Here is a 23,879-nt window from a genome sequence, read left to right on the forward strand (position 1 = left end):
ATCATGATGATGGTCAAAGCTATTTGCATTGTCCCAATTGCGGCGAGATGATAGAGATAAAGTGATTATTCTTGTGGAAAACCGTAACGGTTCCCCGCTTGTGAAAGCTTCCTGAGCAAAGCGAAGGATTTTTCTTGACAAGAATCCAAAAACAAGATATAATTCATCTATTCATACTAAATTTTCATCTATGATGAATATATGAGGAAATTATGGCGCATAACGAATTAGTACAATCTTTACTACGAAGTCTTGATATTTTGCAGTTTATAAGCCGTTCTGACGACGGGGTAACCATTCAACAGCTGGCTGATACTCTTGGCCTGAAATCGTCCACTGCTTATAATCTTGTGCGTACTCTGACGTCCAGACAGTTTCTCGAAAAAACAAAACGCCCTACAAGATATCAGCTCGGGTCTGCTGTGGTGGAACTCTCAAACACATATTCTCAACATTCGTTGTTGAATCGTTCATCAAAGGTTCTAAAACAGCTTTTTAAACAGTATAGTAGTGCTTGTTTTGTCTTATCAGAGGTTGTAAGTGGCGAGATAATGCTGAGCCTGTGTATAAGCCCGGAAAGACCAGGAATCATAGAACAGCCGCGCGCTAAAATCTTTCATGCTTATGGTACTGCTTCTGCATTACTCTTTCAGGCATTCTGGACTGAGGAAGAGAGGATTGCATATCGTAAGCGCTATCCATTCTGGGAATTCGGAGCTCATTTATGGAAAACACCTGAGCGTCTTGACGAAGCTCTTGAAGTAATCCGCCAGAAGGGTTATTCTGCTCCATGGTCTTGTTCGGATGGTATTTATCCTGTAGCAGCACCTATTATCAGACCAAATAATGAAATTGCAGCCGCATTCGGCGGCAGTATTCCGAATAAAGAACTGAAAGGGAAAAAAAGGCAGAATTTCAGAAGATGTATCGTGCAGGCAGCAAAGGAATTGTCGAAAAAATATTAATTAATATAGGGAGACAGGTATCATGTTAACCAAAAATGATGTTAAGGCATACGCCAAAAAGTGCGGGGCTGACTTGGTGGGCATTGGCTCAATGGATAGGTTTGAAGGAGCGCCAAAATGGGCAGACCCCCGATATGTATTCCCGGAGGCAAAGGCGATTATCGGCCTTGGTTTTCGTATTCCCCGTGGGTATCTGCGCGGCATTGAAGAAGGAACCAACTTTTTTCAATATCCTTCTATGGGCTATGCCAATATTAATGAGAATTATGCTCCAATGGTCTTAAGAGAAGTTGCTTGTTTCTTAGAGGACCATGGTTATGAAGCCTGTGTCTGGCGGAATACTGGAGCAAGAGGCCCTGTTTCCGATATGGATGGTACCTCCGGAGTAACGGCATCACCTGAAGAAGCCTCTACCCGTCGCAGACTCGTCCATTTTGAATCTGTATCCCCGGATAGGCCCGCACCTGATATCTTCTTACATTTCAGGATTGCCGCTTATATCTGTGGGATGGGAGAAATAGGCTACAGCAAGGTGTTTCTTACCCCGGAGTTTGGACCGAGACAAAGATTTGCTTTTATCCTCACAGATGCTCCCTTAGAACCTGATCCCATATATGATGGCCCTGAACTCTGCGATAAATGTATGCTCTGTGTTAAGAACTGTCCGGGCAAGGCAATAAACGGCAAGGAAACAGTAAAAGTCAAGATAGCCTGCAGAGAAATAGAATGGAATAAACTTGATGAATGGCAGTGTTTCTATGCCTATATGGGAGGAGTAAAGGAAATCAATCCCTTCCTTCCGGCAGACGCCTATAAAGACCTGCCTGATGGTGAGAAGATAATGAAAGGCGAAAAGAAACTTTCCCCGGAAGAGGTGGCGAAGGTCCAGGAAATAGTGCGTAAATATGCTCCGAATGCATCTGACTACAACAATGCCATGTGTGGTGGAAGAGGTTGCATCCGCGCGTGCATGATTCATTTGGAGCAGCAGGACAAGCTTAAGAACAAATTTAAGGAACCATTCCGTAAAAGAAAACCCTGGAGATTATAAAAATGAAATTCGCCGTTGGTTATCAACTTGCCGAAGCGGATGAGGAATCTTTTGTCGATATTGTGAAAGATTTCCGCGAACATATAGAAGAGGTTTACTTCCCTTGGCTCGATATGCCATCTGGCCGTTCACCGCTGACTATGCGCGAGGGGTTCGTAGACTGGGATGGTCAGCGTAAACTCGAAGCGGAATTGAAGAAGTTCAAGGAGATGGACATCAAGCTGGATCTACTCTTAAACGCCAACTGTTATGGCAAAGATAGCCTATCACAACATCTCAGAAACCGCGTCTGTTCTATTCTCACACATCTGAAAGAGAGAATAGGACTGGATGTAGTCACAACTACCTCCCTCATGATTGCAAAGACCATAAAAGAGAATTTTTCGGCGATAGATGTTCGCGCCTCGGTTAACATGCGGATCGGTTCGGTAAGCGCAATGGAGTATGTGGCAGACCTTTTTGATAGTTTCTACATCCAGCGGGAATATAACCGCAATTTCCATAGGATAGCGGAAATGAAGAAGTGGGCGGATAAACAAGGCAAGGGTTTGTATGTCCTCGCGAACAGCGGTTGTTTAAACTTCTGTTCGGGACAGATCTTCCACGATAACCTCGTTGCCCATGAGGCAGAGATAGGAGCAACGCAGAATATTGTGGGTTGGAATCCCTCTGTGTGCTGGAATTATTACAGAAAAAGGGAGAACTGGATTGCCTTCTTGCAGAATTCCTGGATTCGGCCTGAGGATTTACATAGTTACAATACCTACTTCTCCGTGGCAAAACTTGCTATGCGGATGCATGCCAATCCGCGGATGGTTATCCAGGCTTATACGGAGAAGAAGTTTGACGGGAATTTACTCAACTTGCTTGAGCCAGGGCACAGCCCAATATTTTCCCCTTTTATCATAGACAATTCAAAATTCCCGGAGGATTGGTTTGTAAAAACAACCGTGTGTGATAAAAGATGTCATAATTGCAAGTATTGTGGGTCGGTTTTAGAGAAAGTCTTAGTAAAAATGTAGCAGCGATTAGTATGAATAATTATGTATGTGCGCAACTTCGTATATTTTGGAGACGACGAAAACAACGAAGGGATATATGCTGGTACTCGGAAATGGCCGAATGCTTTCTTTTATGAAAAGGAGGTGTGCTGTGTTCCAAACTTACTTTAGTACTCGACGAATGCTACATAAAGAAACTCAGGGGGAAAGCCGTGTGAGGGAAAACCGCACGCACGGTTTGGTCGGTGAGGCGAAGGCATGGCTTCTAAACAGGGCGTCCTTTACTTTAATAGAACTTTTGGTCGTTATAGCGATCATTGCTCTACTCTCGTCCATGCTTTTGCCTGCGTTGCTGGGTGCAAGGGAAAGGGCAAGGAAGGTTAAATGTGTATCTAATTTAAAACAAATTGGTTTAGCAGTGCACATGTATCTTCAGGATCACGATGATTGGCTTCCACTGGCATTTCATGAAGGAGGAAACAATTGGTATCGTAACAATGACTTTTTGTTATATATGGGTTATTACTATGATGGTACTTCAACTCTGAAATGGTTGGGTAATAAAGGAACAATTACCGAATGTCCATCCGCTCCGATAGGTTGGCCTAAGGCCTGGGACTCTGCTAGTTATCCTAATGTCAACTATCTTTCCTATGGATTCAACTCTAAGCTTGGTTATATAGATTCGGTAATTACACTGGTAAGAAAGTCTGGGCAAATTAGCTTTCCTAGCGAGATTTTGGTGGCGACAGATGCAGACGAGACTGATGCCAATTGCTATTGGGTGGATTCTCCTCTTAGTCGACAGCGACCAACCAGTCGTCATAATGGAGGTCGAAATATTCTCTATCTGGATGGACATGTAAATTGGCGTGAAGGAGAGGATTTACCGACAGATAGTTCTGATCCTATCTGGGGAGCCCCTTGATATGGATAGAAAGGAAGAAATTAACAAAGCAGCTAAACTGTTGCAATCAAAGATAGCGCAAGAATTGGCTTTCGCTATATTATCATAGGAGGGTAAGATGATGAAACTGAGCCAAAAGAATTTTGAATTGTTTTTCTTTATAGTTTGTATTCCTTTTTTATGTGTGTCCTCACTAAGAGGTGCTGAAAATTTGTTTAAAGTTGATTTTACCAGCAAGCAACCTTGCGGTGTTTTTTTTGTCGATAGTAAATTAGGACAGCAAGTTCCTGGGAAAGCAACCATTGAGTATAGAGAAGATGGCACTCAAACTATAGTAGATTTTGATAAAGCAGATATGGGTGTTGGTAATTACTGCCTTTTCACATATAGACTAGCTGAAAGCCTTAAAATAGATAGTCCCATAAAAATAAAATGCAAATTTAAAACTTCAAACGATGACTTGAAAATAATTTTTTTAGCTTTCTGTAAGAATAATAAATATTATCGTTATGTTATTAAAACTACAGAAAAAAACAACAGTGGCTGGACAGAGATTGAATTTCCATTGCCTGATATATCTGGAGAAATTGATAGATTTTCCTTACATATTAGTCTTAAAACAAATAGCAAAGAAAAAGCAGATAAAATAAATAGATCGGTAACATTAAATTATATAGAGGTGTACGAAGATGAAGAGAAAAAAAAGGAGATAAAAAAAGAAATGATAGAAACTATCCAAAAAGCAGAAAATTTCCTACTTAAAAAGAAGTCTCAATATCCTGAGAATAAGCGTATAAAAAATATTTCGTATAATTTTTCAAAAAAACGCGACGCAGGAACATTGATAGAATATCTTCAGAAACCTGTAGAATCATTCGGGTCTTCCTCCGATTATTATTCCTGTACCAATCGTATTTATTTGTATAAAGATATTGCCGCTAAACTTTCCGAACAATATAATGATTCTGCAGTGGTTTTTGAATACGCAGGCGAGGACTGCAATATCAAATATTTGCTTAAGGCGGAAAAGTTTCATACTGGAGAGATGGAACTTTATTACAACAATCAGAAGATGTCTGTGTTCAATGAATATGCGGGTGGAGTTTTACGGCTTAACGATGGTGTGTTACTTAATGAATGTGAAGCAGAACTTAAAGATCAATTCTTGTGGTCTAATCAGCTGGTTCAAATCGTTGCCTATAAATATAAAAGCGCATCATATCTTGTTGAATACAGATATATGATGAACGGAAAGACTTTGGTCATTACGGTCGAAGCAGAGCCCAACATACTTAGCGAATATAGGCTTGGAATCAAGGACGGGAAGCGGGTGGTCATCCCTTATTTAAACTGGACAAAAATTTACAGGATGGGAGATTGTTTTTATACGTGTTATTTCGATTATGCGGAATCTCACATGGGATATCTGGTTGACATCTCGTGGAAAAATACGGCTGTTTATCCGCTTTTGACCGACGGCAACAGGAATCCATTCCATGAAAAGATATATTTAACCCTGTCGCCGGACATTAGAGAGTGTTTTCCTAACAATCCTCATTCTCCTTCAAAATATAAAAACGAGTTATCACCGGTTATCTGGCTGAATGACATGTATCTCCTGCGGGATTTTGAGAACATTCAATACGCTTTTAAAATTTTTAAAGATTACGGCATCGATCATGTCCTGTTCCAGAGAAAGCAATGGCAGCATTACGGCTGGGATGCGTATCCGTTTATTTTCCCCGCGGCAGGTCTTTGGGGTGGGGACGAGAGCATGCAAAAAGCGATTACAGCCGCAAAAAATAGCGGCTATTACTATTGCCTGCATGAAAATTATCTCGGCGCATTTGATTTTAATAATATGTTAAATGAAAAAGATCTTATACTGCCTTTTGGAAAGGAGAGGTTTTTCGACCTCCAGCCGGGAAAGCCAAGGGGTGGGTACGCCAATAACCGTTTTCAGATGCAGATGCTGAACGATAGAATTAAATATTATTTAAAAAATTATAACCAAAACGCCACTCATATTGATATCACCGGCAGCATGCCTCATTATATGTTTACAATGACAACCTTAGATGCGGAAGAACAAAATGCCGGCATGATATATGATAATTTCCAGACAAGAACAAATATTATGGCTGCACTAAAAAATGCCTTTGGGCCGGTAACTGGCGAAGGCAATTATTCGACGCTTTGGACAGGCGCTGTGGATGCCCCCGAAGGTAAAACCTGGCTGAGAACCGATTCTTTGCGGGACCAGTGGTTCTGTTTGAATACCATGGAAGAGATACCGGAAATACTAGATTTCTCCCTATTAAAGGTTAAACCGAAAGCTACAACATTCGGATTCGGCGGTTATTATAATTATTATCGCCAAACACTAAATGGGGACTATTCCAAAGCCAGATACTCAAAATATCCGGAAAACGTATTCGCTTTCAACAATAATATCAGGTCCAAACAGACAGCCTTCGGCCACAACGGCTATGTGGAGTTTTACTTTTTAAATGACATTTCCTTTATTCTCAGACATTATTATATGAGCTCTTATCTGCAAAAATATTTCAGCAATACCAGCCTTGCGGAAATTTCTTATTACAATGAGAATAATAAACAGTATGGGGATATAAATGACGTGATAAAGAGGGAATGGCCGTATAACAGAATCAGATTGAAATATACGAATAATCTCGTTATTTATATAAATCGTAGTGAAGAAGTGTGGGAAATTGAAAACAAAAGGCTGCCGGAATACGGCATGCTTGCCCGTCTGGACGGAGAATTGGTCCAATACACAGCTCTTGATAAAAAGAACAGAAATATAGATTACCTTGAAACCAAAGATGTTGTTTTTGCGGATCCTAAGACGTCAGTCTTTTGTCTTAATGTCAAAGAGATACAGAATAATATATTAATAACACCGGCTGACTTCAAGTTTGATGCCAGCAAACAGACTTTGCAGTTCAAACTGAATATAAAAGTCAATGAGGAATTGAAGCTGCCTGATTTACAGCACATTCAAGAGTGTAATTGGAATAATAAAAAAATAGCCGTTAGCGGATTCTCGTTCGAGGTGGTCTTAGTAAACAAAGAAACCGATATACATATATTTAATCCTGACCCTAAGACTGGAAATTTTCCTGTCAGGTGGGGGACAGCCGAATATATAACTAATACGGATATATTTAAGAAAATCGGAAATTATGATTTAAACATTACGCTGCCGCTGCATAAAAAAACGAGGTCAGGTATGTATTATATATGCGTTAACGTAGGAACACCGACACTGCAATATAAATATAGGTATTATCCGCGCGGCCCAAAGGATCCTTTCGAGAGAACAATCATCGCTGAAGGCGAATTAAAAGGGGCAGCTGGGATAGATGAAGCAATGTTTTCCGCTACGGATATTAATAAAGAGATATTTTATAACTGGCCCGGTGCCAATCCGCGCGACCTGTATGACTTTGACAAAATCAAAACAACCGGCACGGTTGCGCTGGGAAACAGGGGAGAATACCTTGAATTGATTCCCATCCCTCTATCTGAAAGCGGTCAGGTATACATTAATGATGCGGAGATTTTTTTAAAGAAAAGGATAAATAAAGTTTTAAACAGTGAAAACCAGATAGTGCCGGTTAAAAGAGACGGTGATTTTTTATCCATTCCAATAGATGGCAAAGGGAAGTACAAGTTGTATTATTAACCAGAAATTTTTATATATATAATTGTGGCCCATGAATGCAAGAAGGATGGAAAAGGTACTTTAAGCACTCATTGCGAGGGATTTTTTTTTGACCATGCCGTTAAGAATAGAATACGAAGAGTACTTTTCTCGGAAGTCTGGTAGAGGTATATCTTGCAGGAATAACAGCAATTATTTTAGGCTTATGACTCTTCATAACAATACATGCTATCATTATGCGCTGGTTTTGACAAGCAGGAAAAGCATTGCAAGGAAAGAATAAGTATGCTATATTCTGAAAACAAGTTTTTAAATATCGGAGAATTTTAAGATGTCGAGAAAGTGTGAAGTTTGTGGGAAAGGGCCAATGACCGGCAATAACGTCAGTCATGCAAATAATAGAACAAAGCGGAGATGGCTTCCCAATCTGCAGTCTGTAAAAGTTCTGATCAAAGGTCAACCTAAACGAATAAAAGTTTGCACGCAGTGTATTCGTTCCGGGAAGGCAGAAAGAACCGCTTAGGTTCTAAATCTCATATCTTTTAAATTTAGTTGCAAACTTTTCCTGCCCTGCCAAGTATTTACCTGTGGAGTATAGATAATATCAATATGGTTTTGACCTCTGTAATTATCCATATAGTCAGCCATTCTAAATCCAATAGCTTCAAATTGCCTACCTTGTTGAGATAGTGCAAGTTTGATATGATTATCGCCAACTTTTCTGGGAGAAAAGCCTAGTTTAAGACCTTTTGCAATGAATACAGGTTTGGGGTTTCCCATACCATAAGGTTCAAGGTATTCTATTTCAAGTAAAAACTTGTTTGTGATATTAGATGGAGAGAGGGCTAAATCTATGCATAGTTTTGGCTGAAGATGCTCTTTTGTTATTACTCTTGTTCCAATCTGGTTGATTTTGCTTCTAAAGATTCTGATATTATTTTTATTAATTGTCACACCTGCAGCATAAGAATGTCCCCCGAATCTAATCAGGCAATCTTTGCATTCCCGAAGAGCATCAACAAGATTAAACCCTGATATGCTTCTTCCAGAGCCTTTTGCCTCTTCTTTGTTGGTACATACAAGAATTGCAGGCCTATAGAAAATTTCTACAAGTCTTTGTGCAACTATGCCTATAACTCCCTCATGCCACTCATCACTTCCAAGCACAATAACAGGTTCGTTATCCAGGTCAATTGAGTCTTTTACCATTTCAATAGCGTTGGCAAGAACCTCTTTCTCTATTTCCTGTCTGTTGATGTTTTCTGTACAAAGGGACCTGGCTTTTTTGGATGCAACTTCCTGAGAATTTGTTGTAAGAAGCGTAACACTTTCCCGAGCGCTCTGCATTCTGCCTGCAGCATTAAGTCTTGGAGCTAGCATAAATGCCACCTGCCCGCTGGATATGTTGTTCTGTTTTAGTCCGGATTCTTTAATTAGTGTCTTAAGCCCAATGTTTTCTGAGGTTTTGAGTTTTGTGATTCCGAGTTTGACGATTATTCTATTATCCCCCAAGAGAGGCACAACATCTGCTATGGTGCCTATTGCTGCAAGATCCATGTATTTAAGGATTCCTTCAGAAGATATATCTCCAAGAAGATGCTTTGCCAGCACTCTGCATAACTGAAATACAACACCCACACCAGCAAGTTCAGAAAAAGGATATTCAGAATCATTTCTTTTTGGATTAACTATAGGGTATTTTTGCAACATGGGAATTTCAACAGTATGATGGTCAGTAATGATAACGTCTGTCCCCATGCTGATTGCAGCCTTGGCCTCTTCAATAGAATTTGTTCCACAGTCAACAGTAATAATAAGCTTTGTGCCTTTTTTGCATAAGTCTTTAATTATATTAGTATTAAGCCCATAACCTTCATTCATCCTGTTCGGAATATAAAAATCAATATCTGCGCCAGAATCCTTTAAAAATCTATATAACAGAGCAGTGGAGGTTATTCCATCAGCATCATAGTCTCCATAAATAGTTATTTTTTCCTTATGTTTAATTGCCTTTAGAATTCTCTTTACGCTTATTTCTACATCAGGCAGTAAAAATGGATCTGATAACACGCTTATTGTAGTGTATAAAAAACTCTCTGCAGCAGGAATGTCCTTTATTCCTCGATTTATAAGAATTTGAGATGTATTTGGCATAATGCCAAGCTTATCTGATAATTCTCTCTGCAGCTCTATATTATCCTCATACATTTCCCATGTGTAATTTTTCAAACCAGTTTCCTTATTTTTGTTATTTAATATGAAACTGATTATAGGGCGAATCCTACTCAAAATCAAACTTTCCCTTCAAAGATTTTCATGCAAAAGATTGCATAAGACGTTCATATAAGGTATTCTAGGGGGCATGATAAAAGCAATAATATTTGATTTTGGGAATGTTATCTGTCGTTTTGATGATAATATATTTCTGAATAAACTCTTAAAGTATACGAACAAATCCTTTGAGCAGTTGAATAGTTTAATTTATGATTCCGGTTTAATAGATAAATATGAATCCGGGGGCATTTCTTCTGATGAAACATTTGCAGCTATTAAAAAAACATGTGGATTATCAATTTTAAAAGATGAATTTATAGAAGCTTATAGTAATATATTCACCTCTATAGAGGATACCATCGAGTTAATAAAAAAATTAAAAAGAAATTATAAAATCGGTTTATTATCTAACACCAATCCATGGGATTTTGAAATTAATATTAAACAGGTGGAGATTTTTGACTTGTTTGATGCAGTTAGTCTTTCATACGAAGTTGGAGAAAAGAAGCCAGGTAAGAGAATGTATATGGACATATTAAACAAGCTCAAGTTAAAGCCGGATGAATGTGTGTTTGTAGATGATATTAAAAAAAATATTGAGGCCGCATCAGAAATAGGGCTACACGGAATACATTACACAACATATCAAAAACTAGTTGAGGGATTGAGGAAGCTCCGTATTACTTTTTAATATAATTACTCAGGTCTGCCAGTTCAGACATTGAGAGTTTTTCTGCACGAATACTCGGGGATAACTTAAGATACTTAAAGACCTTTTCCAACTCTTCTCTAGCAATTCCTAAATTGGAATATCTTGATATTGCATTAATGAACATTTTTCTTCTATACATGAAACCTGCCTGGATAATGTCAAAAAACAAACTTTCGTTTTTTACTTTGACTGGCGGTTTATCTAAAAGAGTAAATTTTACCAGAGCAGAATCCACATCTGGCTGAGGGTAAAAAGCAGTCTTTTTTATATATTTAACAATCTCTACTCTGCACCTGTATTGCACAAAGATTGATAGAGAGCCATAAGCTTTGGATCCTGGCTTAGCCGTAAGTCTTTGCGCCACTTCTTTCTGGATCATTAGTACGAAAAGTTCTGGGCTTTGAGTAATGGACAGAAGAAATGATATAACAGGTGTTGTAATGTAATAAGGGATATTTCCTACTACTTTATAATTTCCATGAATATTAAAACTAGTTTTTAAGATATCTTTATTGATGAATTCAATGTTGCTATATGCTGAGAGCAAGTTCTTTGAAATATCAAGCAGTTTTGTATCAGTTTCCACTGCTATTATATTTTTTACCTTAGCAGCAATAAGGTGTGTTAAGGCTCCTAGTCCTGAGCCAATCTCAACTATAACATCACTTTTTTTGATATTGAGAGTGTTAATTATTATATTGGCTATGTTCCTGTCTATAAGAAAGTTCTGCCCAAACTTTTTTTTTGGATGAAGATTGTGTTTTTTGAGTTCTTCCTTAATGCTATTTGGAGAGAAGAAATTCATTGCTTGTGAAGAGATTGTTTTATGATAGCCATCTTTGAAGCCATTTTAATTGCCTCTATTAAACTTCTCTCATTTGCAATGCCCTGCCCAGCTATATCATATGCTGTTCCGTGGTCAGGAGATGTTCGGATAATTGGAAGTCCTATTGTTACATTAACGCCTTTGCCAAAAGAGAGCGTCTTAAAAGGTATAAGCCCTTGGTCATGATACATTGCCAAAATGAAATCATATTTTTTATACTCACAATTCCCAAAGAATGCATCAGCAGAGAAAGGGCCTTGGACATTTATGCCATTTCCCATAGCTTTCCTAATGGCAGGGATAATTTCTTCTATTTCCTCTTTTCCAATAGCCCCTCCATCTCCGCAATGAGGATTTAGTCCAAGTACTGCAATGCTTGGTTTATATATGCCAAACAGAAAACTATTCTGATCGATCAGTTCAATTGTATCAATTATGTACTGCCTTTTTATTAATCTATTAATGTTTTTTATTTGAACGTGTCGTGTTAGAAGAATAATGCGGATTTTTTCACTTGCCATAACCATTGCATATTTATGTGTAGTTGTAAGTGTTGCTAAAAACTCTGTCTGTCCCCTAAACTTAACGCCCGCCTCATTAATTGCGTACTTATTTACAGGAGCAGTTACAACTGCATCAATCTCCTTATTAAGAGCAAATACAGCTGCATCTTTTAAAAATTCAATAGCAGCTTTGGCTTGTATAGGGTTTGATTTGCCAAGTATTATATTTTTTAATTTTAAATTCTGTGGATTAATCAAGTATGCTTTTTCAGATATATTTTTAATGTCTGACGGATGGTTTATTATTTCTATTTTATAAGAGGGGCTTATTTTTTTAGTTTTATAAAGAGCTTTTTGAACTCCGATTATAATTGGAGTACAGCACCTGTAGACTTGTTTATTAGCTAGAGCCTTTACGACAACCTCTGGACCAATTCCTCCAGGGTCACCAAGAGTAATTGCAATTACAGGCTTTTGCATAAAATCTCTCATAAAAAAATTCCCCGCCAAATGCCGTCTAAATAGGGTCGTTTTGAAGCCGTTAAGGCCACGTGGGTGCTCTCTTAAATGTTCAATGCAATTGCATATCCCACCAAATACGAACTCCCATTTTCTTACTGTTGGCTCAAAATAACCAAACTTATAACAAACACAGCAGGGAATACTAAGCTAGTATAACACAATTTATGATTAGTTAAAGAGAAAATTTATGTTTCCAGATTTGTTTCGTCTATTTTTTTAATTATATCATCAATTTTTTGTGCATGTTTTTCATTTTTTTCTTTATATGAAAGAAATTCTTCTGTAATAAATAAGGCAGCCCAAGTAGTGATTTTAAGAGATGATGCTATATGTGTGTTGTTAGAAATTTCACTTATTTTATTATTCAGATACTCTTCAATTTTTCGAATCTGGGATGGGTCTTTATCAGTCTTAACTTTATATTCTGTGCCAAGCACACTGATTTTTATCTGTTGTTGATCTAACATATAGGAAGCTTACTATCTCTTAGTAAACTGAAACTGTTTACGCGCGCCCTTTTGTCCGTATTTCTTTCTTTCTTTCTTTCTCGGATCACGGGTAAGGAACCCTGCTTTCTTTAACACATCCTTTAGTCCTTCATCAGCCTTTACTAATGCTCTTGATACACCATGGCGAACTGCGCCTGCCTGACCAGAGCTTCCTCCGCCTTTAACATTTGCAAAGATATGATATTTTTCAAGGGTATTTGTTTCATGAAACGGTTGGCATATAATTATGCTTAATGTATCATTTCCAAAATAATCTTTATAAGGTTTTTTATTTATTATTATTTCTCCTTTTCCTGGAATTAATCTTACACGGGCGACAGACGTTTTCCGTCTGCCAGTAGAGTAGAATATTTGTTTTGCTTTCGCTGCTTTTGCCACAATAGATCTCCTTTATATTTCCATTTCTCGAGGGATAGGAACAGGTTTTTGAGCTTCCTGATGATGCTCTTTATCTGGATAGACTTTTAATTTTGTCAGCATTTTTTTACCAAGCTTATTTTTAGGAAGCATACCCTTAACAGCCCTTTTTATAACTTCCTCCGGGTTTTTTTTCATCAGGTCAAAAAGGCGTGTCTCTTTAAGGCCTCCCGGATACCCTGAGTAGTGATAATAAACTTTTTGTTCCAGTTTTTTACCTGTTAGGCGAACCTTAGCTGCATTAATAACAATTACATAGTCTCCAACATCAGCATGAGGGACATATATAGGTTTATGTTTCCCTCTGAGTATAGCTGCAACTTTAGATGCCAATCTCCCTAGAACCTTATCTTCTGCATTTACAATATACCATATTCTTTCTGTATCATCTTCTTTAGGAATAAATGTTTTCACTGTCTTGATCTCCTATTATCCGTTTATTTTATCTAAAAATTCGTTTTCATTAAAGTCAGGGTCATATATCGTGTTTTTCAGCTCGTTTACCGGATGCAATTTTTGCATATGAGTTAATAACTTTAATCGTTTTAGCGCTTTATCCTTTTTAAATAATTTCCTTCCGTAAGGTGTTTCAGCATCTATTTCAAGAAGTCCAGTCTGGATATAATTTTGGATTGCAAAAAAAGAAATTTTCGTTTCTTTTACAAGCTCCCTATCCTCAACGTAACCTATTCGTTTTCTCTCAGCAATAGGCACATTTAACTCCTGAAAATCCTTGCTTTTCCTCATGTCTCTGTCAGTTTTAATAGCCATTAACTTAAACTCCCATTACTTCTTCTTCGTGATTACTTCATCAATAATACCATATTCCCTGGCTTGTTCAGCTGACATAAAAAAGTCTCTATCTGTATCAGTTTCTATTTTTTCTATTGACTGCCCTGTGTGCTTTGCGAGAATTTTATTTACTCTCTCTTTTAAGTCAAGCATTTCTTTTGCGTGAATATTAATATCTGACACCTGTCCCTGCATACCTCCTGAAGGCTGATGAATAAGGACACGCGCATTTGGAAGAGACATTCTTTTTCCTTTTGTCCCTGCAGCGAGTAATATGGCAGCTGCACTTGCTGCCTGCCCCATGCAAATAGTAGAAATATCTGATTTCACAAACTGCATAGTGTCGTATATTGCTAATCCTGCGGTAGCGACTCCTCCAGGACTGTTTATATAAATAGTTATGTCTTTATCTGGAGCTTCAAACTCCAGATACAATATTTGTGCAATTACAACATTAGCCACATTGTCATCTATAGGAGTTCCGATAATTATATTTCTATCCTTTAATAACCTTGAATAAATGTCATACGCGCGTTCGGTTCTGCCTGTCTGCTCTATTACCATTGGAATTAAACTCATAATACCACCTCCATCAGGCTACGTGCCTGCAGCAATTATTAATTCTAAATTGAAATTTTGGCGTTTTCATATATGAAGTCAAGAATTTTCTGTCTTTTCATTTGTCTTTGTATATATTCAATGTAGTTGTCCATCTTATCTGTTTTATTAGAGCCTGCAAGATTCTGAAGTTTCTGTTTTGCCTCTTCTTCGCTAACATCTATTTTTTCTTTTTCAGCAATCTCCTCCAGAACGAGCATCTTTTTTACGTCTTTAGTTGCTTCTTTTGAATATTTCTCTTTCCATTTATTCTTGTCAGTATCTTTTTCTCTTAGGCTAGTACCCATGTAGTCTATTTGTTTATCTAAAAGTCCTCCTGGAATTAACATCTCGGAGTTTTCACTAACCATGTCTAATAATTGTTCCTTAATATCTGCTTTTTGTTTGTCTTCAGCAACGCTTTTAAGTTTCTTCCGAATATCATCTTTAAACTCATTAAGGGTTTTGAAATTACCCAATTCCTTTGCAAAATCGTCGTTAATCGGTAAAAGCTTTTTCTCTTTTACCTGTCTGATAGTTACTTTGTAAATAGTTTTTATGCCTTTTCCTTTTGAAATTACCTCAACTTCTCTCTTATCGTCTATTTTTGTCCCAACGAGTTCTTTCTCTACTTTTTCAGGAAGAATTTTAGAACCTAATATATATGGAGCATTAGTCTGTTTTTTTGACGGTGTGGCGTCGGTAATTATCTCATAATCTATTATTATTTGATCACTGACTTTTGCAGGCCGATTGATCGGAACAAATTCCGCTCCCTGTTCTTGTCTCATTTTCAATACATTGTTAACGTCATCATCAGAAACATTAACGGATTTTACAGCCATTTCTAGTTCTTTGTATTTAGCAAGTTTTATATCGGGCTTTACTTCTAACGACATCTCATATGTAAATGGCTTTCCTTCTTCAAATGTGACCTTATCTATCTTGGGCTCAGAAACAGGGATTAAATTATTATTCTTAAGTATATCTTGATAAGATTGATTGATGAGTTTCTCCTTGATTTCCTCATTCAGAGCTTTTCCAAAGCGTATCTTCAAAATAGAACATGGGGTTTTGCCTGTCCTGAATCCATGCACGGATGCAGTCTTTTGGATGGCATTATATGCATTTTTTGTCTCTTTCTCAACTAGTTCAACAGGCACCTCAATCTTTAAGAGACGGCCGCAATTTCCAAGATCCTGTATATCCACCTTAACATCGTTACTGCTACTAGTATCTGCCATTGTTCCTTCCTTATTTTATTCTTCTAGTTCAAAATCCTTCCATCAGAGCGGGTGATGAGATTCGAACCCACGACCACTTCGTTGGCAACGAAGGGCTCTACCACTGAGCTACACCCGCGTAAAACTTACCAGTGCGAGAGGCGGGAGTTGAACCCGCATCCCTGTAAAGGGACTAGATCCTAAATCTAGCGCGTATGCCAGTTCCGCCACCCTCGCTCTTAGTAGGCCGTGAGGGAATCGAACCCACAACCAACGGATTAAGAGTCCGCTGCTCTGCCAATTGAGCTAACGACCCCAATAATTCCGCTATTATACAGATTTTTTAAATGATGGCAATGGAAAGTTTCGGGAGTTCCCCTATTTTTTATTGACCTGTGTAACTGCCTTTGATAGTATACGGTTATGCCAAAAAGGATTAAAAAAACCGGGCTAAAACTTGTTTTAGTTTTACTAATATCATTATTTATTTGCAGTATAACACATGCTGAAGAGACAGTAATAAAGTCATTAGACCTTGGATTTATACCATTTAAATCCTTTGAAGAAGCAGCAAAATCTTTCCTATCCAAAGAGGGGAAAATAGTCTATTTTGCACCTACAAATAAAATTATAGTAGTTGATTATCCTAAAAACTGTAAGAATATTTCTGGTCTATTAACAAATTTACAAATGAACATTAAAAACGTGGAAATAAAAGTAGAATTTATTGAACATTCCTTAGAGAATGTTTCAGAAGCTAAGGCAAAAACCAGATACAGCGAAAAAAACTGGGAAATTACTACTGGTGGTATAGCTGTTGGAACTGACGATAGAGGATTCCATGGAGCTTTTTCGGCGGGAATTGGAAAGAAAAAATCTGAGCGCGCTACAACCCAGATAATATCAGTTCTTGATAGACATACAGGCCGGTTCCTCGTGGTTGAGGAATACCCGCAATTGGAGTGGTTTAGAACCTATGGAATAGCTAATCATTTGATTGATGCAGGACTTACTTACAAAAGCGTTGGGGCAAAACTTGCTGTTATGCCTGTGGTTCAAGGTAATCTCATAAAAGTATCACTGACTCCAGAATTGAGCTATTTTACAGATAGAGGAACTAAAACTGTAAAAGTTAATACCTTAACTACTACAGTTGTCGCTCGCAGTGGACAGTCAATATGCATTGGGGGATATTCTTCAAGCAATAAGGATTTCTCAATGCATTTCTTCAGAAAAATCGGCAAGTCCGGTAAAATTGTAACCTTCGATATTATCCTGACTCCAAAAATAAAGGAACCGTAAAGGTTTTTAAGTTTTACTATTTTACTATCGCCTTCGTCGGGCATTTTTTAATACATTCGCCGCAGTTGGTGCATTTTTTGGGATCTATTACTGCAAGATTGTTCTCTAAGGTTATTGCATCTAGCGGACATGCCTTAATGCATACGCTACATCCGATACAGGCAGCTTTACATACCGCTCTTGCGTCTTTTCCCTTATCTCTGTTGCTGCACGCGACATAAACTTCCTGATTATTGGGAACAAGTTTAATAATATTTTTAGGACATACTTCTATGCATTTTTCGCATATTTTACAAAGCTCTTTGTCAAATACAGGTATGCCTTGTTTAAGAGAAATTGCTCCAAAGGGACATATTTTAGAGCAATCTCCAAACCCTAGGCATCCATAATCGCATGAGTTGTTTCCACCACTGAGGAGCATAGCAGCTTTACATGTTTGAATACCAATATAAAGAAATTTTCTCTGCTGATTAGCAGTTCTCTGACACAAGAGAACAGGGAAGGTTTTTGAGATTAGTTCTGTCTCTTTTTTATCCATAAGTACGCATCTATCGGGTAAAACTTTACCGTCTGCGACGGCTTTGGCAAAACCCATACAGCCTGTAAATCCACATGCGCCGCAATTTGCACCAGGGAGAGCTTTGAAAATCTCTTCTATTTTGGGATCAATTTTTACAGCGAATTTTCTTGATGCATAACCAAGCACAAGACCAAAGACCAGTCCAAGCCCTCCAAGAAGCAGAGTTGCTGTTAAAATAGTTTGCATATTGAACCTTTTTATTATTGAGAAACTAAACCGGTAAATCCCATGAAAGCAAGAGACATTAAACCAGCTATGATAAATGCAATTGGTATACCTCTCATGCAGTCAGGCACGTCGGTTAGATCCAGCCTTTCCCTTATTGCAGACATAAGAAGTAATGCGATAGTAAAACCCACACCAGCGCCCAAACCATTTACAATGCTACCTATAAAATCAAGATTAGAATCACTATTAATTGTTGCTACACCGAGAACAGCACAGTTTGTAGTAATAAGAGGAAGGTATATTCCCAATGCTTGTTGAAGAGCAGGGCTTATTTTAGCAATGACCATTTCCACAAATTGAACCAGTGTTGCAATAACAAGAATAAAGGTAATTGTTTGTAAAAACGTTATATTTAATGGGATTAATAAGTAATGCTGTATGACCCATGTAGCCATTGATGCAATGGTCATGACAAAAATTACAGCCATTCCCATTCCAAATGCAGCGGAACTTTTTTTAGAAACACCTAAGAATGGGCATATGCCAAGAAATCTATTTAATACATAGTTATTTACCAGAGCTGCAGAAAGGAATATTATAAATAATTTAGTAAGAAGCATCGTTTACGCCTTCCTTTTTTTTGCCAGACTATTGAATAATCCAAGGAATAGACCGAGAGCTATAAATGCTCCTGGGGGGAGTATCATTATTATCACAGGATTAAATCCAGATCCCAATACATGATATCCCCAGATTGTTCCTGCTCCCAGTATTTCTCTTGTAGCTCCAAGAAGCGCAAGTGCGCCTGTAAATCCTATTCCCATGCCTAGTGCGTCCATGATTGAAGGGGAAACAGGATTTTTTGATGCAAAAGCCTCTGCTCTGCCAAGTATAATACAGTTCACAACAATCAATGGAATAAATATCCCGAGGGATTTATTTAATGCAGGGAAATATGCCTGCATTATAAGTTCTACTATAGTTACAAAAGTAGCAATGATCACAATAAACGCAGGGATACGAATATTTGATGGTATAAGTTTTCGGAATAGAGAAACAAGTATGTTTGACCCTAAAAGCACAAAGGTAGTAGCCGCTCCCATGCCTATAGCATTTACCAGCGAGGTTGAAACAGCAAGTGTTGGACACATGCCCAGAATGAGCCGAAATGTTGGATTCTCTGCAAAAATACCTCTTGTAAAATCTTGTTTAAGACTCATTTCTATTTTCTCTCAGTCTTTAAAAATTCTGTTATAGATTTTTGCACGGCTTCACTAACAGCTCGCGATGATATAGTAGCTCCGGTTAAAGCGTCAATAGTTCCTTTGCTGGAATCCTTTTTTAACAAAACCTGTTTCAAGGTTTTGTTAAAAAACTGATTTGTGAACTTCGTTCCTTCTACTCTTGTTCCAAGACCTGGAGTTTCATTTTGACTTGTGATTCTGATAGCTTTAATTGTTTTGTTCAAATTCATACCCACTTTAATTTTAATTGTGCTGCCAAACCCTTCCCCAGACGCATCAATTGCGTAGCCTATTAACTTATTTTTTGTATAAACTTCATAATAGGTATAGTTGTCTTTACCAGTAGTTAGGTTAAAGCTTGTTGCTTCCGGGAAAATATCTCTTAGGGCTTTTTCTTCTTCAAGTTTAATTCGTTTTACAATTGGTTCCTTTGTTACAGTATAGATTATACCTAGAATTGTGCCCGAGATAGCGGCAATTATAAGCAGACTCGCTGATAATTTTAATATATTACGCATTTATTTTCCCAAATTTTTTAGGTATAGTCCATTTCCACCTATCTATTAATGGAGTCACGGCATTCATCAATAATATAGAATAGCACACTCCTTCAGGGTATCCGCCTTTCAACCTTATCAAAACCACTATTATCCCAGCCCCTAATCCAAATATAATTTTACCCTTGGGTGTTATAGGGGTTGTTACATAATCTGTTGCCATGAAGAAAGCGCCAAGAATTAATCCTCCACTCAGCATGCTGAATAATGCGTCTCCTGTGAATAAGCCGTTACGGCCGAATATCCATGAAAGCAGTGCTACACACCCAATGTAGGAAACAGGAGTATGCCATGAAATCCGTTTTCTTATAAATAAAAATATTGCGCCCAGCAGCAGGGCAAAAGCAGACGTCTCTCCGATGCATCCTCCTACATTCCCAACAAACAGGCTCCAGTGGGAAGGAAGTTCTTGAACCAGATTGAGCTTTACTATTGCTAATGGAGTTGCGCAGGTTTCAGCATCAATCCTTCTGAACCAGCCCGGTTGTGGCGCCAGCCATGTGGTCATAAAACCAGGCCAGGAAGCTACAAGTATTGCTCTGCCTATAAGTGCCGGGTTGAATATATTGCGTCCAAGACCACCAAATACTTCTTTTCCCAGTATGATGGCACATGCAGTTCCAACTGCAGGTAGCCATAAAGGTACGCCAGGAGGTATTATCATAGCTAATAAAAGTCCCGTCACAATGCCGCTTCCGTTTGATATAGTTTTGTGTCCTCTTATTTTGGAAATGATTGCTTCAGTTATTAGGGCTGTGAAGATGCTTATTACGACTGGATACAGCACTTGTGTGCCAAAAAAATAAATTCCCATACCGAGTGCAGGCACAAGAGCTATTATAACATCCCACATTATCTTTTTGACGGATAAATTAGAATGGATATGCGGGGATGCTGAAAGAGTATACATTAAAATTTTCTCAGTTGCGTTTTTCCATATTTTATATACTGGACTATTGGTATACGTGCAGGACATACATATGTACAAGCCCCACATTCCATACAATCTAATAATCCGTATTCTTTTGCATGTTCAAAACGATCATTTTTTATGGAGTTAGTTATTACATTAGGCAATATTTTCATTGGGCAAACACTACTACAGTTGCCACATCTTATACAACATTTCTCAAGCTCGTCACAAATCTCGTCCTTTGTTTGTACAAGTATTCCAGACGTGCCTTTAATTACCGGGACATCTGCTGTATGCTGGGCGATCCCCATCATTGGACCGCCCATTATTATTTTGCCTATTTCTTCTTTGACTCCTTCGCATGCCTCTATTAAATTTGAAAAAGGAGTTCCTATTCTTACTCTAAGATTTTGTGGATTCCTGATGCCTCCTCCTGTTACAGTTACAATTCGCTCTACCAGAGGTTTCCTTTCCACAACAGATTCATATACTGCAAATGAGGTGCCAACATTACTAACTATTACTCCTACATCCATTGGAAGTCCGCCGCTTGGCACTTCACGTTTCAGGAGAGCTTTTATAAGCTGTTTTTCAGCTCCCTGAGGATATTTTACCTTAAGTGCCATTATGTCAACATCTGTATCTGATTCTTTATTGATTTCGTCAGTAATTTTTTTAAGCGCATCAGGTTTATTTTGTTCAATACCAATTATGCCTTTCTTTACGCCAGTTGCTTTCATTAAGATTTTGAGTCCTATGACAACTTGTTTTGCATATTCCAGCATTAGTCTGTGATCAGCTGTTAGAAATGGTTCACATTCAGCGCCATTTAAAATATATGTATCAATTTTTTTGTTTTTTGGCGGGCTAAGTTTTACATGTAAAGGAAACATAGCCCCGCCAAGGCCAACAACACCTGCTTCCCGCACAATATGTTTTATTTGTTCTGATCCAAGCGTTTTCCAGTCTCTTTTTGTTTCTTCAATAGCCCATGTATCGGCCTCATCAGATTCTATAATAATAGATAGAACTTTAGTCCCTAAAGGATGTGGCATAAGGGAAATATCTACTACTTTACCCGATATTGTGGCATGAACAGGTGCAGATATAAATGCCTGCGCATCACCAATCTTTTGCCCTACTTTAACAATGTCTCCAATATTAACTAATGGCTTACATACTGCGCCTGTATGCTGCTGCAGGGGAATGATTGCTTTTTTAGGAGGGAGAAGATTCAGGATTTTTTTTGTATTTGTGCTATTTTTAAAATCCTCAGGATGAATCCCTCCATGAAAGCTAGAATTTATCATATTATTTATTTATTATAGATTAAATTGACAGTTTATAAGTTACTTGCTAAAATTCTGTGCAATGATATCAACTAATTTTTAGTTTGTCAAAACGCCTAGAGAGTAGGGGGCAGGAATGCGGAAGATGATTATTATTACTGGTGGAGCAGGGTTTATTGGAAGTGCCATTGTATGGAAGTTAAATCAGCAAGGAGAGTTTAATATTCTTGTTGTTGATGAGTTAGGAAAGAGCAGCAAATGGAAGAATCTTCGGACTCTTCGATTTTTAGATTGTATTGATAAGGATGTTTTTCTTGAGAAAGTACTTAAAGGAGATTTTAAGTCAGGTGTTCGTGCATTGATTCATATGGGAGCATGTTCAGATACTACTGAGCAGGATGCAGATTATCTTTTACTGAATAATTATGAGTACACAAAGCATCTTGCTTCTTATGCTGTCAGGTGTAATGTGCGCTTTATCTACGCTTCCAGCGCTGCGACATATGGAGACGGTTCTTACGGATATTCCGATAAAGAAAAAGATTTGTATAAATTTTGTCCTCTAAATATGTATGCCTATTCTAAGCATCTTTTTGATCTCTGGGCAGAAAAAAATGGATTACTGAAAAAAGTTGCAGGACTTAAATTCTTCAATGTTTTTGGGCCGAACGAGTATCATAAAGGAAAAATGAGAAGCATGGTTATTAAGGCCTTTGAACAGATAAAAAAGGAAGGAGAAATTAGGCTCTTTAAGTCGCATAGAACAGAATATGGGCATGGTGAGCAGAAAAGGGATTTTTTATATGTAAAGGATGCTGTAGAAATGACGCTGTTTTTTTTACAGAATCCGGGTGTTAATGGAATATTCAATATTGGTACAGGCAGGGCAGAAACATGGAACAAGCTTACAGAACTGGTTTTTGAGGCATTGAAGCTTAAACCCGACATTAAATATATCTCAATGCCTGAAGAGATAAAGGATTCTTATCAATACTTTACTCAGGCTGACATATCCAAACTTCATCGTGCAGGATACAGAATGCCCACAACATCCCTGAAGAAGGCTGTTTTTGATTATGTTCAGAATTACTTGCAGCAAAAAAAATATTTGACAGGAATATAGTAACTATGCAATAATCTGATAAAATAAATTTGAAAGCGGAGGAGGTGAATAATAAAATGTTGAAATTTCTTAGAAGATCCAAGGGTTTTACGCTTATTGAATTGCTGGTTGTTATAGCAATTATTGCTCTTCTTGCATCCATGCTGCTGCCAGCGCTGGCAAGAGCAAGAGAAATGGCAAGGAGAACAAAGTGCCTGAGCAATCTGAAACAGCTTGGTCTTGGTTTGCATATGTACGCTCAGGACTATGATGAGTATTTTCCAAAAGGGAATACTAGTGAGGTAGGCAAACTGAATTTGGGTAGCACGGACAATGTTACAGTGATGAATTTCTACCCTAATTATATTTCATCTCTATCTGTATTTTTGTGTCCGTCCAGCTCAGATGCTATTGCTAACGAGACTGCAATTGGTACCGCTGTCCCTGCCGGCTCAAGCTATGGATACAACAGTCCTACCGAGGACTGTCTGACAGAGATGGATGATTCGGATACGCCAATGATGTGTGATATATCCACTACTTATCATACAAATCCAACCATCATCAATGTGCTGTATCTTGACGGGCATGTTTCAGCTCTAAAGGACGGAAATCCTGCAAAAATAACTCCGAGCAACGCTGTATGTAACTAGTGCTCCGTAATGCTGTGGAAAAAACATCCCCGATGATCTCGGGGATGTTTTTTTGCTTTAATTCCTGATTATCAGTATAATAAA

General features: G+C 38.0%; 25 protein-coding genes, 3 tRNA genes and 1 other RNA gene. 10 read left to right on the plus strand and 19 right to left on the minus strand.

Features of this window, described 5'->3' with window-relative positions; translation table 11 throughout:
• The first annotated feature begins 212 nt into the window (after positions 1-212).
• From KKC91_04755 to rpmB, 6 genes are all read left to right on the plus strand, one after another.
• Entirely contained in the window at positions 213-965 is a 753-nt protein-coding gene (locus KKC91_04755; GenBank protein ID MBU0477860.1) for a helix-turn-helix domain-containing protein, read from the plus strand.
• A 22-nt stretch (positions 966-987) separates the two neighbouring features.
• Positions 988-2,016 (plus strand): (4Fe-4S)-binding protein, encoded by a 1,029-nt coding sequence (locus tag KKC91_04760; GenBank protein MBU0477861.1) that lies wholly within the window; start codon positions 988-990, stop codon positions 2,014-2,016.
• A 2-nt stretch (positions 2,017-2,018) separates the two neighbouring features.
• Positions 2,019-3,038 carry a hypothetical protein gene (locus KKC91_04765; GenBank protein MBU0477862.1) on the plus strand — a complete coding sequence of 340 codons (1,020 nt, stop codon included), beginning with the start codon at positions 2,019-2,021 and terminating at the stop codon, positions 3,036-3,038.
• 160 nt (positions 3,039-3,198) lie between these two features.
• Positions 3,199-3,945, plus strand: coding sequence for a prepilin-type N-terminal cleavage/methylation domain-containing protein (locus tag KKC91_04770; protein ID MBU0477863.1), 747 nt, complete (start codon positions 3,199-3,201; stop codon positions 3,943-3,945).
• Between the two features lie 97 nt (positions 3,946-4,042).
• The gene (locus tag KKC91_04775) at positions 4,043-7,633 is read left to right on the plus strand and encodes a hypothetical protein (GenBank protein ID MBU0477864.1); all 3,591 of its coding nucleotides are present in this window, start codon (positions 4,043-4,045) and stop codon (positions 7,631-7,633) included.
• Positions 7,634-7,943: 310 nt separating this feature from the next.
• Complete coding sequence (gene rpmB / locus KKC91_04780; protein ID MBU0477865.1) at positions 7,944-8,135, plus strand: 50S ribosomal protein L28; 192 nt, start codon at positions 7,944-7,946, stop codon at positions 8,133-8,135.
• Here the strand turns inward: rpmB and recJ are convergent.
• Positions 8,132-9,841 carry a single-stranded-DNA-specific exonuclease RecJ gene (gene recJ, locus KKC91_04785; GenBank protein MBU0477866.1) on the minus strand — a complete coding sequence of 570 codons (1,710 nt, stop codon included), beginning with the start codon at positions 9,839-9,841 and terminating at the stop codon, positions 8,132-8,134. The genes rpmB and recJ overlap by 4 nt on opposite strands.
• Positions 9,842-9,974: 133 nt before the next feature.
• Between recJ and KKC91_04790 the strand changes: the two genes are divergently transcribed.
• A complete protein-coding gene (locus tag KKC91_04790) occupies positions 9,975-10,577 on the plus strand; it encodes an HAD family phosphatase (protein MBU0477867.1) in 603 nt (200 codons plus the stop codon).
• On the opposite strand, the gene rsmA is transcribed toward KKC91_04790, so the two are convergent.
• From rsmA to KKC91_04850, 12 genes are all read right to left on the minus strand, one after another.
• The gene (gene rsmA, locus KKC91_04795; GenBank protein MBU0477868.1) at positions 10,567-11,403 is read right to left on the minus strand and encodes a ribosomal RNA small subunit methyltransferase A; all 837 of its coding nucleotides are present in this window, start codon (positions 11,401-11,403) and stop codon (positions 10,567-10,569) included. The genes KKC91_04790 and rsmA overlap by 11 nt on opposite strands.
• Entirely contained in the window at positions 11,400-12,407 is a 1,008-nt protein-coding gene (pdxA, locus tag KKC91_04800; GenBank protein MBU0477869.1) for a 4-hydroxythreonine-4-phosphate dehydrogenase PdxA, read from the minus strand. The genes rsmA and pdxA overlap by 4 nt, the downstream gene beginning before the upstream one ends.
• Positions 12,408-12,423: 16 nt before the next feature.
• Positions 12,424-12,591, minus strand: a non-coding RNA gene (gene ssrS, locus KKC91_04805) — 6S RNA.
• Positions 12,592-12,634: 43 nt separating this feature from the next.
• Positions 12,635-12,916, minus strand: coding sequence for a cell division protein ZapA (locus KKC91_04810; protein MBU0477870.1), 282 nt, complete (start codon positions 12,914-12,916; stop codon positions 12,635-12,637).
• 12 nt (positions 12,917-12,928) lie between these two features.
• Entirely contained in the window at positions 12,929-13,336 is a 408-nt protein-coding gene (rpsI, locus tag KKC91_04815) for a 30S ribosomal protein S9 (GenBank protein ID MBU0477871.1), read from the minus strand.
• A 12-nt stretch (positions 13,337-13,348) separates the two neighbouring features.
• Positions 13,349-13,789 (minus strand): 50S ribosomal protein L13, encoded by a 441-nt coding sequence (gene rplM / locus KKC91_04820; GenBank protein ID MBU0477872.1) that lies wholly within the window; start codon positions 13,787-13,789, stop codon positions 13,349-13,351.
• A 15-nt stretch (positions 13,790-13,804) separates the two neighbouring features.
• Positions 13,805-14,146, minus strand: a complete 342-nt coding sequence (locus KKC91_04825) for a hypothetical protein (protein MBU0477873.1) — start codon at positions 14,144-14,146, stop codon at positions 13,805-13,807.
• 15 nt (positions 14,147-14,161) lie between these two features.
• Complete coding sequence (gene clpP / locus KKC91_04830) at positions 14,162-14,746, minus strand: ATP-dependent Clp endopeptidase proteolytic subunit ClpP (protein MBU0477874.1); 585 nt, start codon at positions 14,744-14,746, stop codon at positions 14,162-14,164.
• Between the two features lie 44 nt (positions 14,747-14,790).
• Positions 14,791-16,008 carry a trigger factor gene (gene tig / locus KKC91_04835; protein MBU0477875.1) on the minus strand — a complete coding sequence of 406 codons (1,218 nt, stop codon included), beginning with the start codon at positions 16,006-16,008 and terminating at the stop codon, positions 14,791-14,793.
• Positions 16,009-16,054: 46 nt separating this feature from the next.
• Positions 16,055-16,126: transfer RNA gene (locus tag KKC91_04840), tRNA-Gly, on the minus strand.
• Between the two features lie 14 nt (positions 16,127-16,140).
• Positions 16,141-16,224: transfer RNA gene (locus KKC91_04845), tRNA-Leu, on the minus strand.
• Between the two features lie 6 nt (positions 16,225-16,230).
• Positions 16,231-16,303 (minus strand) — tRNA-Lys (locus KKC91_04850).
• A 107-nt stretch (positions 16,304-16,410) separates the two neighbouring features.
• Here KKC91_04850 and KKC91_04855 point away from each other — a divergent pair.
• Entirely contained in the window at positions 16,411-17,289 is an 879-nt protein-coding gene (locus KKC91_04855; GenBank protein MBU0477876.1) for a type II and III secretion system protein, read from the plus strand.
• A gap of 16 nt (positions 17,290-17,305) precedes the next feature.
• Here KKC91_04855 and KKC91_04860 read toward each other — a convergent pair whose 3' ends face one another.
• The 6 genes from KKC91_04860 to rsxC are packed head-to-tail and all read right to left on the minus strand — an operon-like array spanning position 17,306 to position 22,058.
• Positions 17,306-18,055 (minus strand): RnfABCDGE type electron transport complex subunit B, encoded by a 750-nt coding sequence (locus KKC91_04860; protein MBU0477877.1) that lies wholly within the window; start codon positions 18,053-18,055, stop codon positions 17,306-17,308.
• 14 nt (positions 18,056-18,069) lie between these two features.
• The gene (gene rsxA, locus KKC91_04865) at positions 18,070-18,657 is read right to left on the minus strand and encodes an electron transport complex subunit RsxA (GenBank protein MBU0477878.1); all 588 of its coding nucleotides are present in this window, start codon (positions 18,655-18,657) and stop codon (positions 18,070-18,072) included.
• A 3-nt stretch (positions 18,658-18,660) separates the two neighbouring features.
• Positions 18,661-19,257, minus strand: coding sequence for an electron transport complex subunit E (locus KKC91_04870; protein MBU0477879.1), 597 nt, complete (start codon positions 19,255-19,257; stop codon positions 18,661-18,663).
• Positions 19,258-19,259: 2 nt separating this feature from the next.
• Positions 19,260-19,799, minus strand: coding sequence for an RnfABCDGE type electron transport complex subunit G (locus KKC91_04875; protein MBU0477880.1), 540 nt, complete (start codon positions 19,797-19,799; stop codon positions 19,260-19,262).
• On the minus strand, positions 19,792-20,748 hold the full coding sequence (locus tag KKC91_04880) for an RnfABCDGE type electron transport complex subunit D (protein ID MBU0477881.1): 957 nt from the start codon (positions 20,746-20,748) through the stop codon (positions 19,792-19,794). Before KKC91_04880 ends, KKC91_04875 begins: the two co-directional genes overlap by 8 nt.
• Positions 20,748-22,058 (minus strand): electron transport complex subunit RsxC, encoded by a 1,311-nt coding sequence (gene rsxC, locus KKC91_04885; protein MBU0477882.1) that lies wholly within the window; start codon positions 22,056-22,058, stop codon positions 20,748-20,750. Before rsxC ends, KKC91_04880 begins: the two co-directional genes overlap by 1 nt.
• 127 nt (positions 22,059-22,185) lie before the next feature.
• Between rsxC and rfaD the strand changes: the two genes are divergently transcribed.
• Together rfaD and KKC91_04895 are read left to right on the plus strand one after the other, a co-directional pair.
• The gene (gene rfaD, locus KKC91_04890; GenBank protein ID MBU0477883.1) at positions 22,186-23,163 is read left to right on the plus strand and encodes an ADP-glyceromanno-heptose 6-epimerase; all 978 of its coding nucleotides are present in this window, start codon (positions 22,186-22,188) and stop codon (positions 23,161-23,163) included.
• A gap of 56 nt (positions 23,164-23,219) precedes the next feature.
• Positions 23,220-23,795, plus strand: coding sequence for a DUF1559 domain-containing protein (locus KKC91_04895; protein MBU0477884.1), 576 nt, complete (start codon positions 23,220-23,222; stop codon positions 23,793-23,795).
• Positions 23,796-23,879 lie beyond the last annotated feature (84 nt).

It is taken from the genome of bacterium (assembly GCA_018812485.1).
Lineage (GTDB): Bacteria > JAHJDO01 > JAHJDO01 > JAHJDO01 > JAHJDO01 > JAHJDO01.

Bases quoted from the DNA above. Each gene is read 5' to 3' on its own strand.
- rsxA (MBU0477878.1), bottom strand. From the start codon at position 18,657: ATGCTTCTTACTAAATTATTTATAATATTCCTTTCTGCAGCTCTGGTA.
- KKC91_04755 (MBU0477860.1), top strand. From the start codon at position 213: ATGGCGCATAACGAATTAGTACAATCTTTACTACGAAGTCTTGATATT.
- KKC91_04860 (MBU0477877.1), bottom strand. From the start codon at position 18,055: ATGCAAACTATTTTAACAGCAACTCTGCTTCTTGGAGGGCTTGGACTG.
- clpP (MBU0477874.1), bottom strand. From the start codon at position 14,746: ATGAGTTTAATTCCAATGGTAATAGAGCAGACAGGCAGAACCGAACGC.
- KKC91_04895 (MBU0477884.1), top strand. From the start codon at position 23,220: ATGTTGAAATTTCTTAGAAGATCCAAGGGTTTTACGCTTATTGAATTG.
- pdxA (MBU0477869.1), bottom strand. From the start codon at position 12,407: ATGCAAAAGCCTGTAATTGCAATTACTCTTGGTGACCCTGGAGGAATT.
- KKC91_04880 (MBU0477881.1), bottom strand. From the start codon at position 20,748: ATGTATACTCTTTCAGCATCCCCGCATATCCATTCTAATTTATCCGTC.
- KKC91_04760 (MBU0477861.1), top strand. From the start codon at position 988: ATGTTAACCAAAAATGATGTTAAGGCATACGCCAAAAAGTGCGGGGCT.
- KKC91_04790 (MBU0477867.1), top strand. From the start codon at position 9,975: ATGATAAAAGCAATAATATTTGATTTTGGGAATGTTATCTGTCGTTTT.
- tig (MBU0477875.1), bottom strand. From the start codon at position 16,008: ATGGCAGATACTAGTAGCAGTAACGATGTTAAGGTGGATATACAGGAT.
- KKC91_04875 (MBU0477880.1), bottom strand. From the start codon at position 19,799: ATGCGTAATATATTAAAATTATCAGCGAGTCTGCTTATAATTGCCGCT.
- rfaD (MBU0477883.1), top strand. From the start codon at position 22,186: ATGATTATTATTACTGGTGGAGCAGGGTTTATTGGAAGTGCCATTGTA.
- KKC91_04855 (MBU0477876.1), top strand. From the start codon at position 16,411: ATGCCAAAAAGGATTAAAAAAACCGGGCTAAAACTTGTTTTAGTTTTA.
- KKC91_04825 (MBU0477873.1), bottom strand. From the start codon at position 14,146: ATGGCTATTAAAACTGACAGAGACATGAGGAAAAGCAAGGATTTTCAG.
- rsmA (MBU0477868.1), bottom strand. From the start codon at position 11,403: ATGAATTTCTTCTCTCCAAATAGCATTAAGGAAGAACTCAAAAAACAC.
- KKC91_04765 (MBU0477862.1), top strand. From the start codon at position 2,019: ATGAAATTCGCCGTTGGTTATCAACTTGCCGAAGCGGATGAGGAATCT.
- KKC91_04775 (MBU0477864.1), top strand. From the start codon at position 4,043: ATGATGAAACTGAGCCAAAAGAATTTTGAATTGTTTTTCTTTATAGTT.
- KKC91_04870 (MBU0477879.1), bottom strand. From the start codon at position 19,257: ATGAGTCTTAAACAAGATTTTACAAGAGGTATTTTTGCAGAGAATCCA.
- rpmB (MBU0477865.1), top strand. From the start codon at position 7,944: ATGTCGAGAAAGTGTGAAGTTTGTGGGAAAGGGCCAATGACCGGCAAT.
- KKC91_04770 (MBU0477863.1), top strand. From the start codon at position 3,199: ATGCTACATAAAGAAACTCAGGGGGAAAGCCGTGTGAGGGAAAACCGC.
- KKC91_04810 (MBU0477870.1), bottom strand. From the start codon at position 12,916: ATGTTAGATCAACAACAGATAAAAATCAGTGTGCTTGGCACAGAATAT.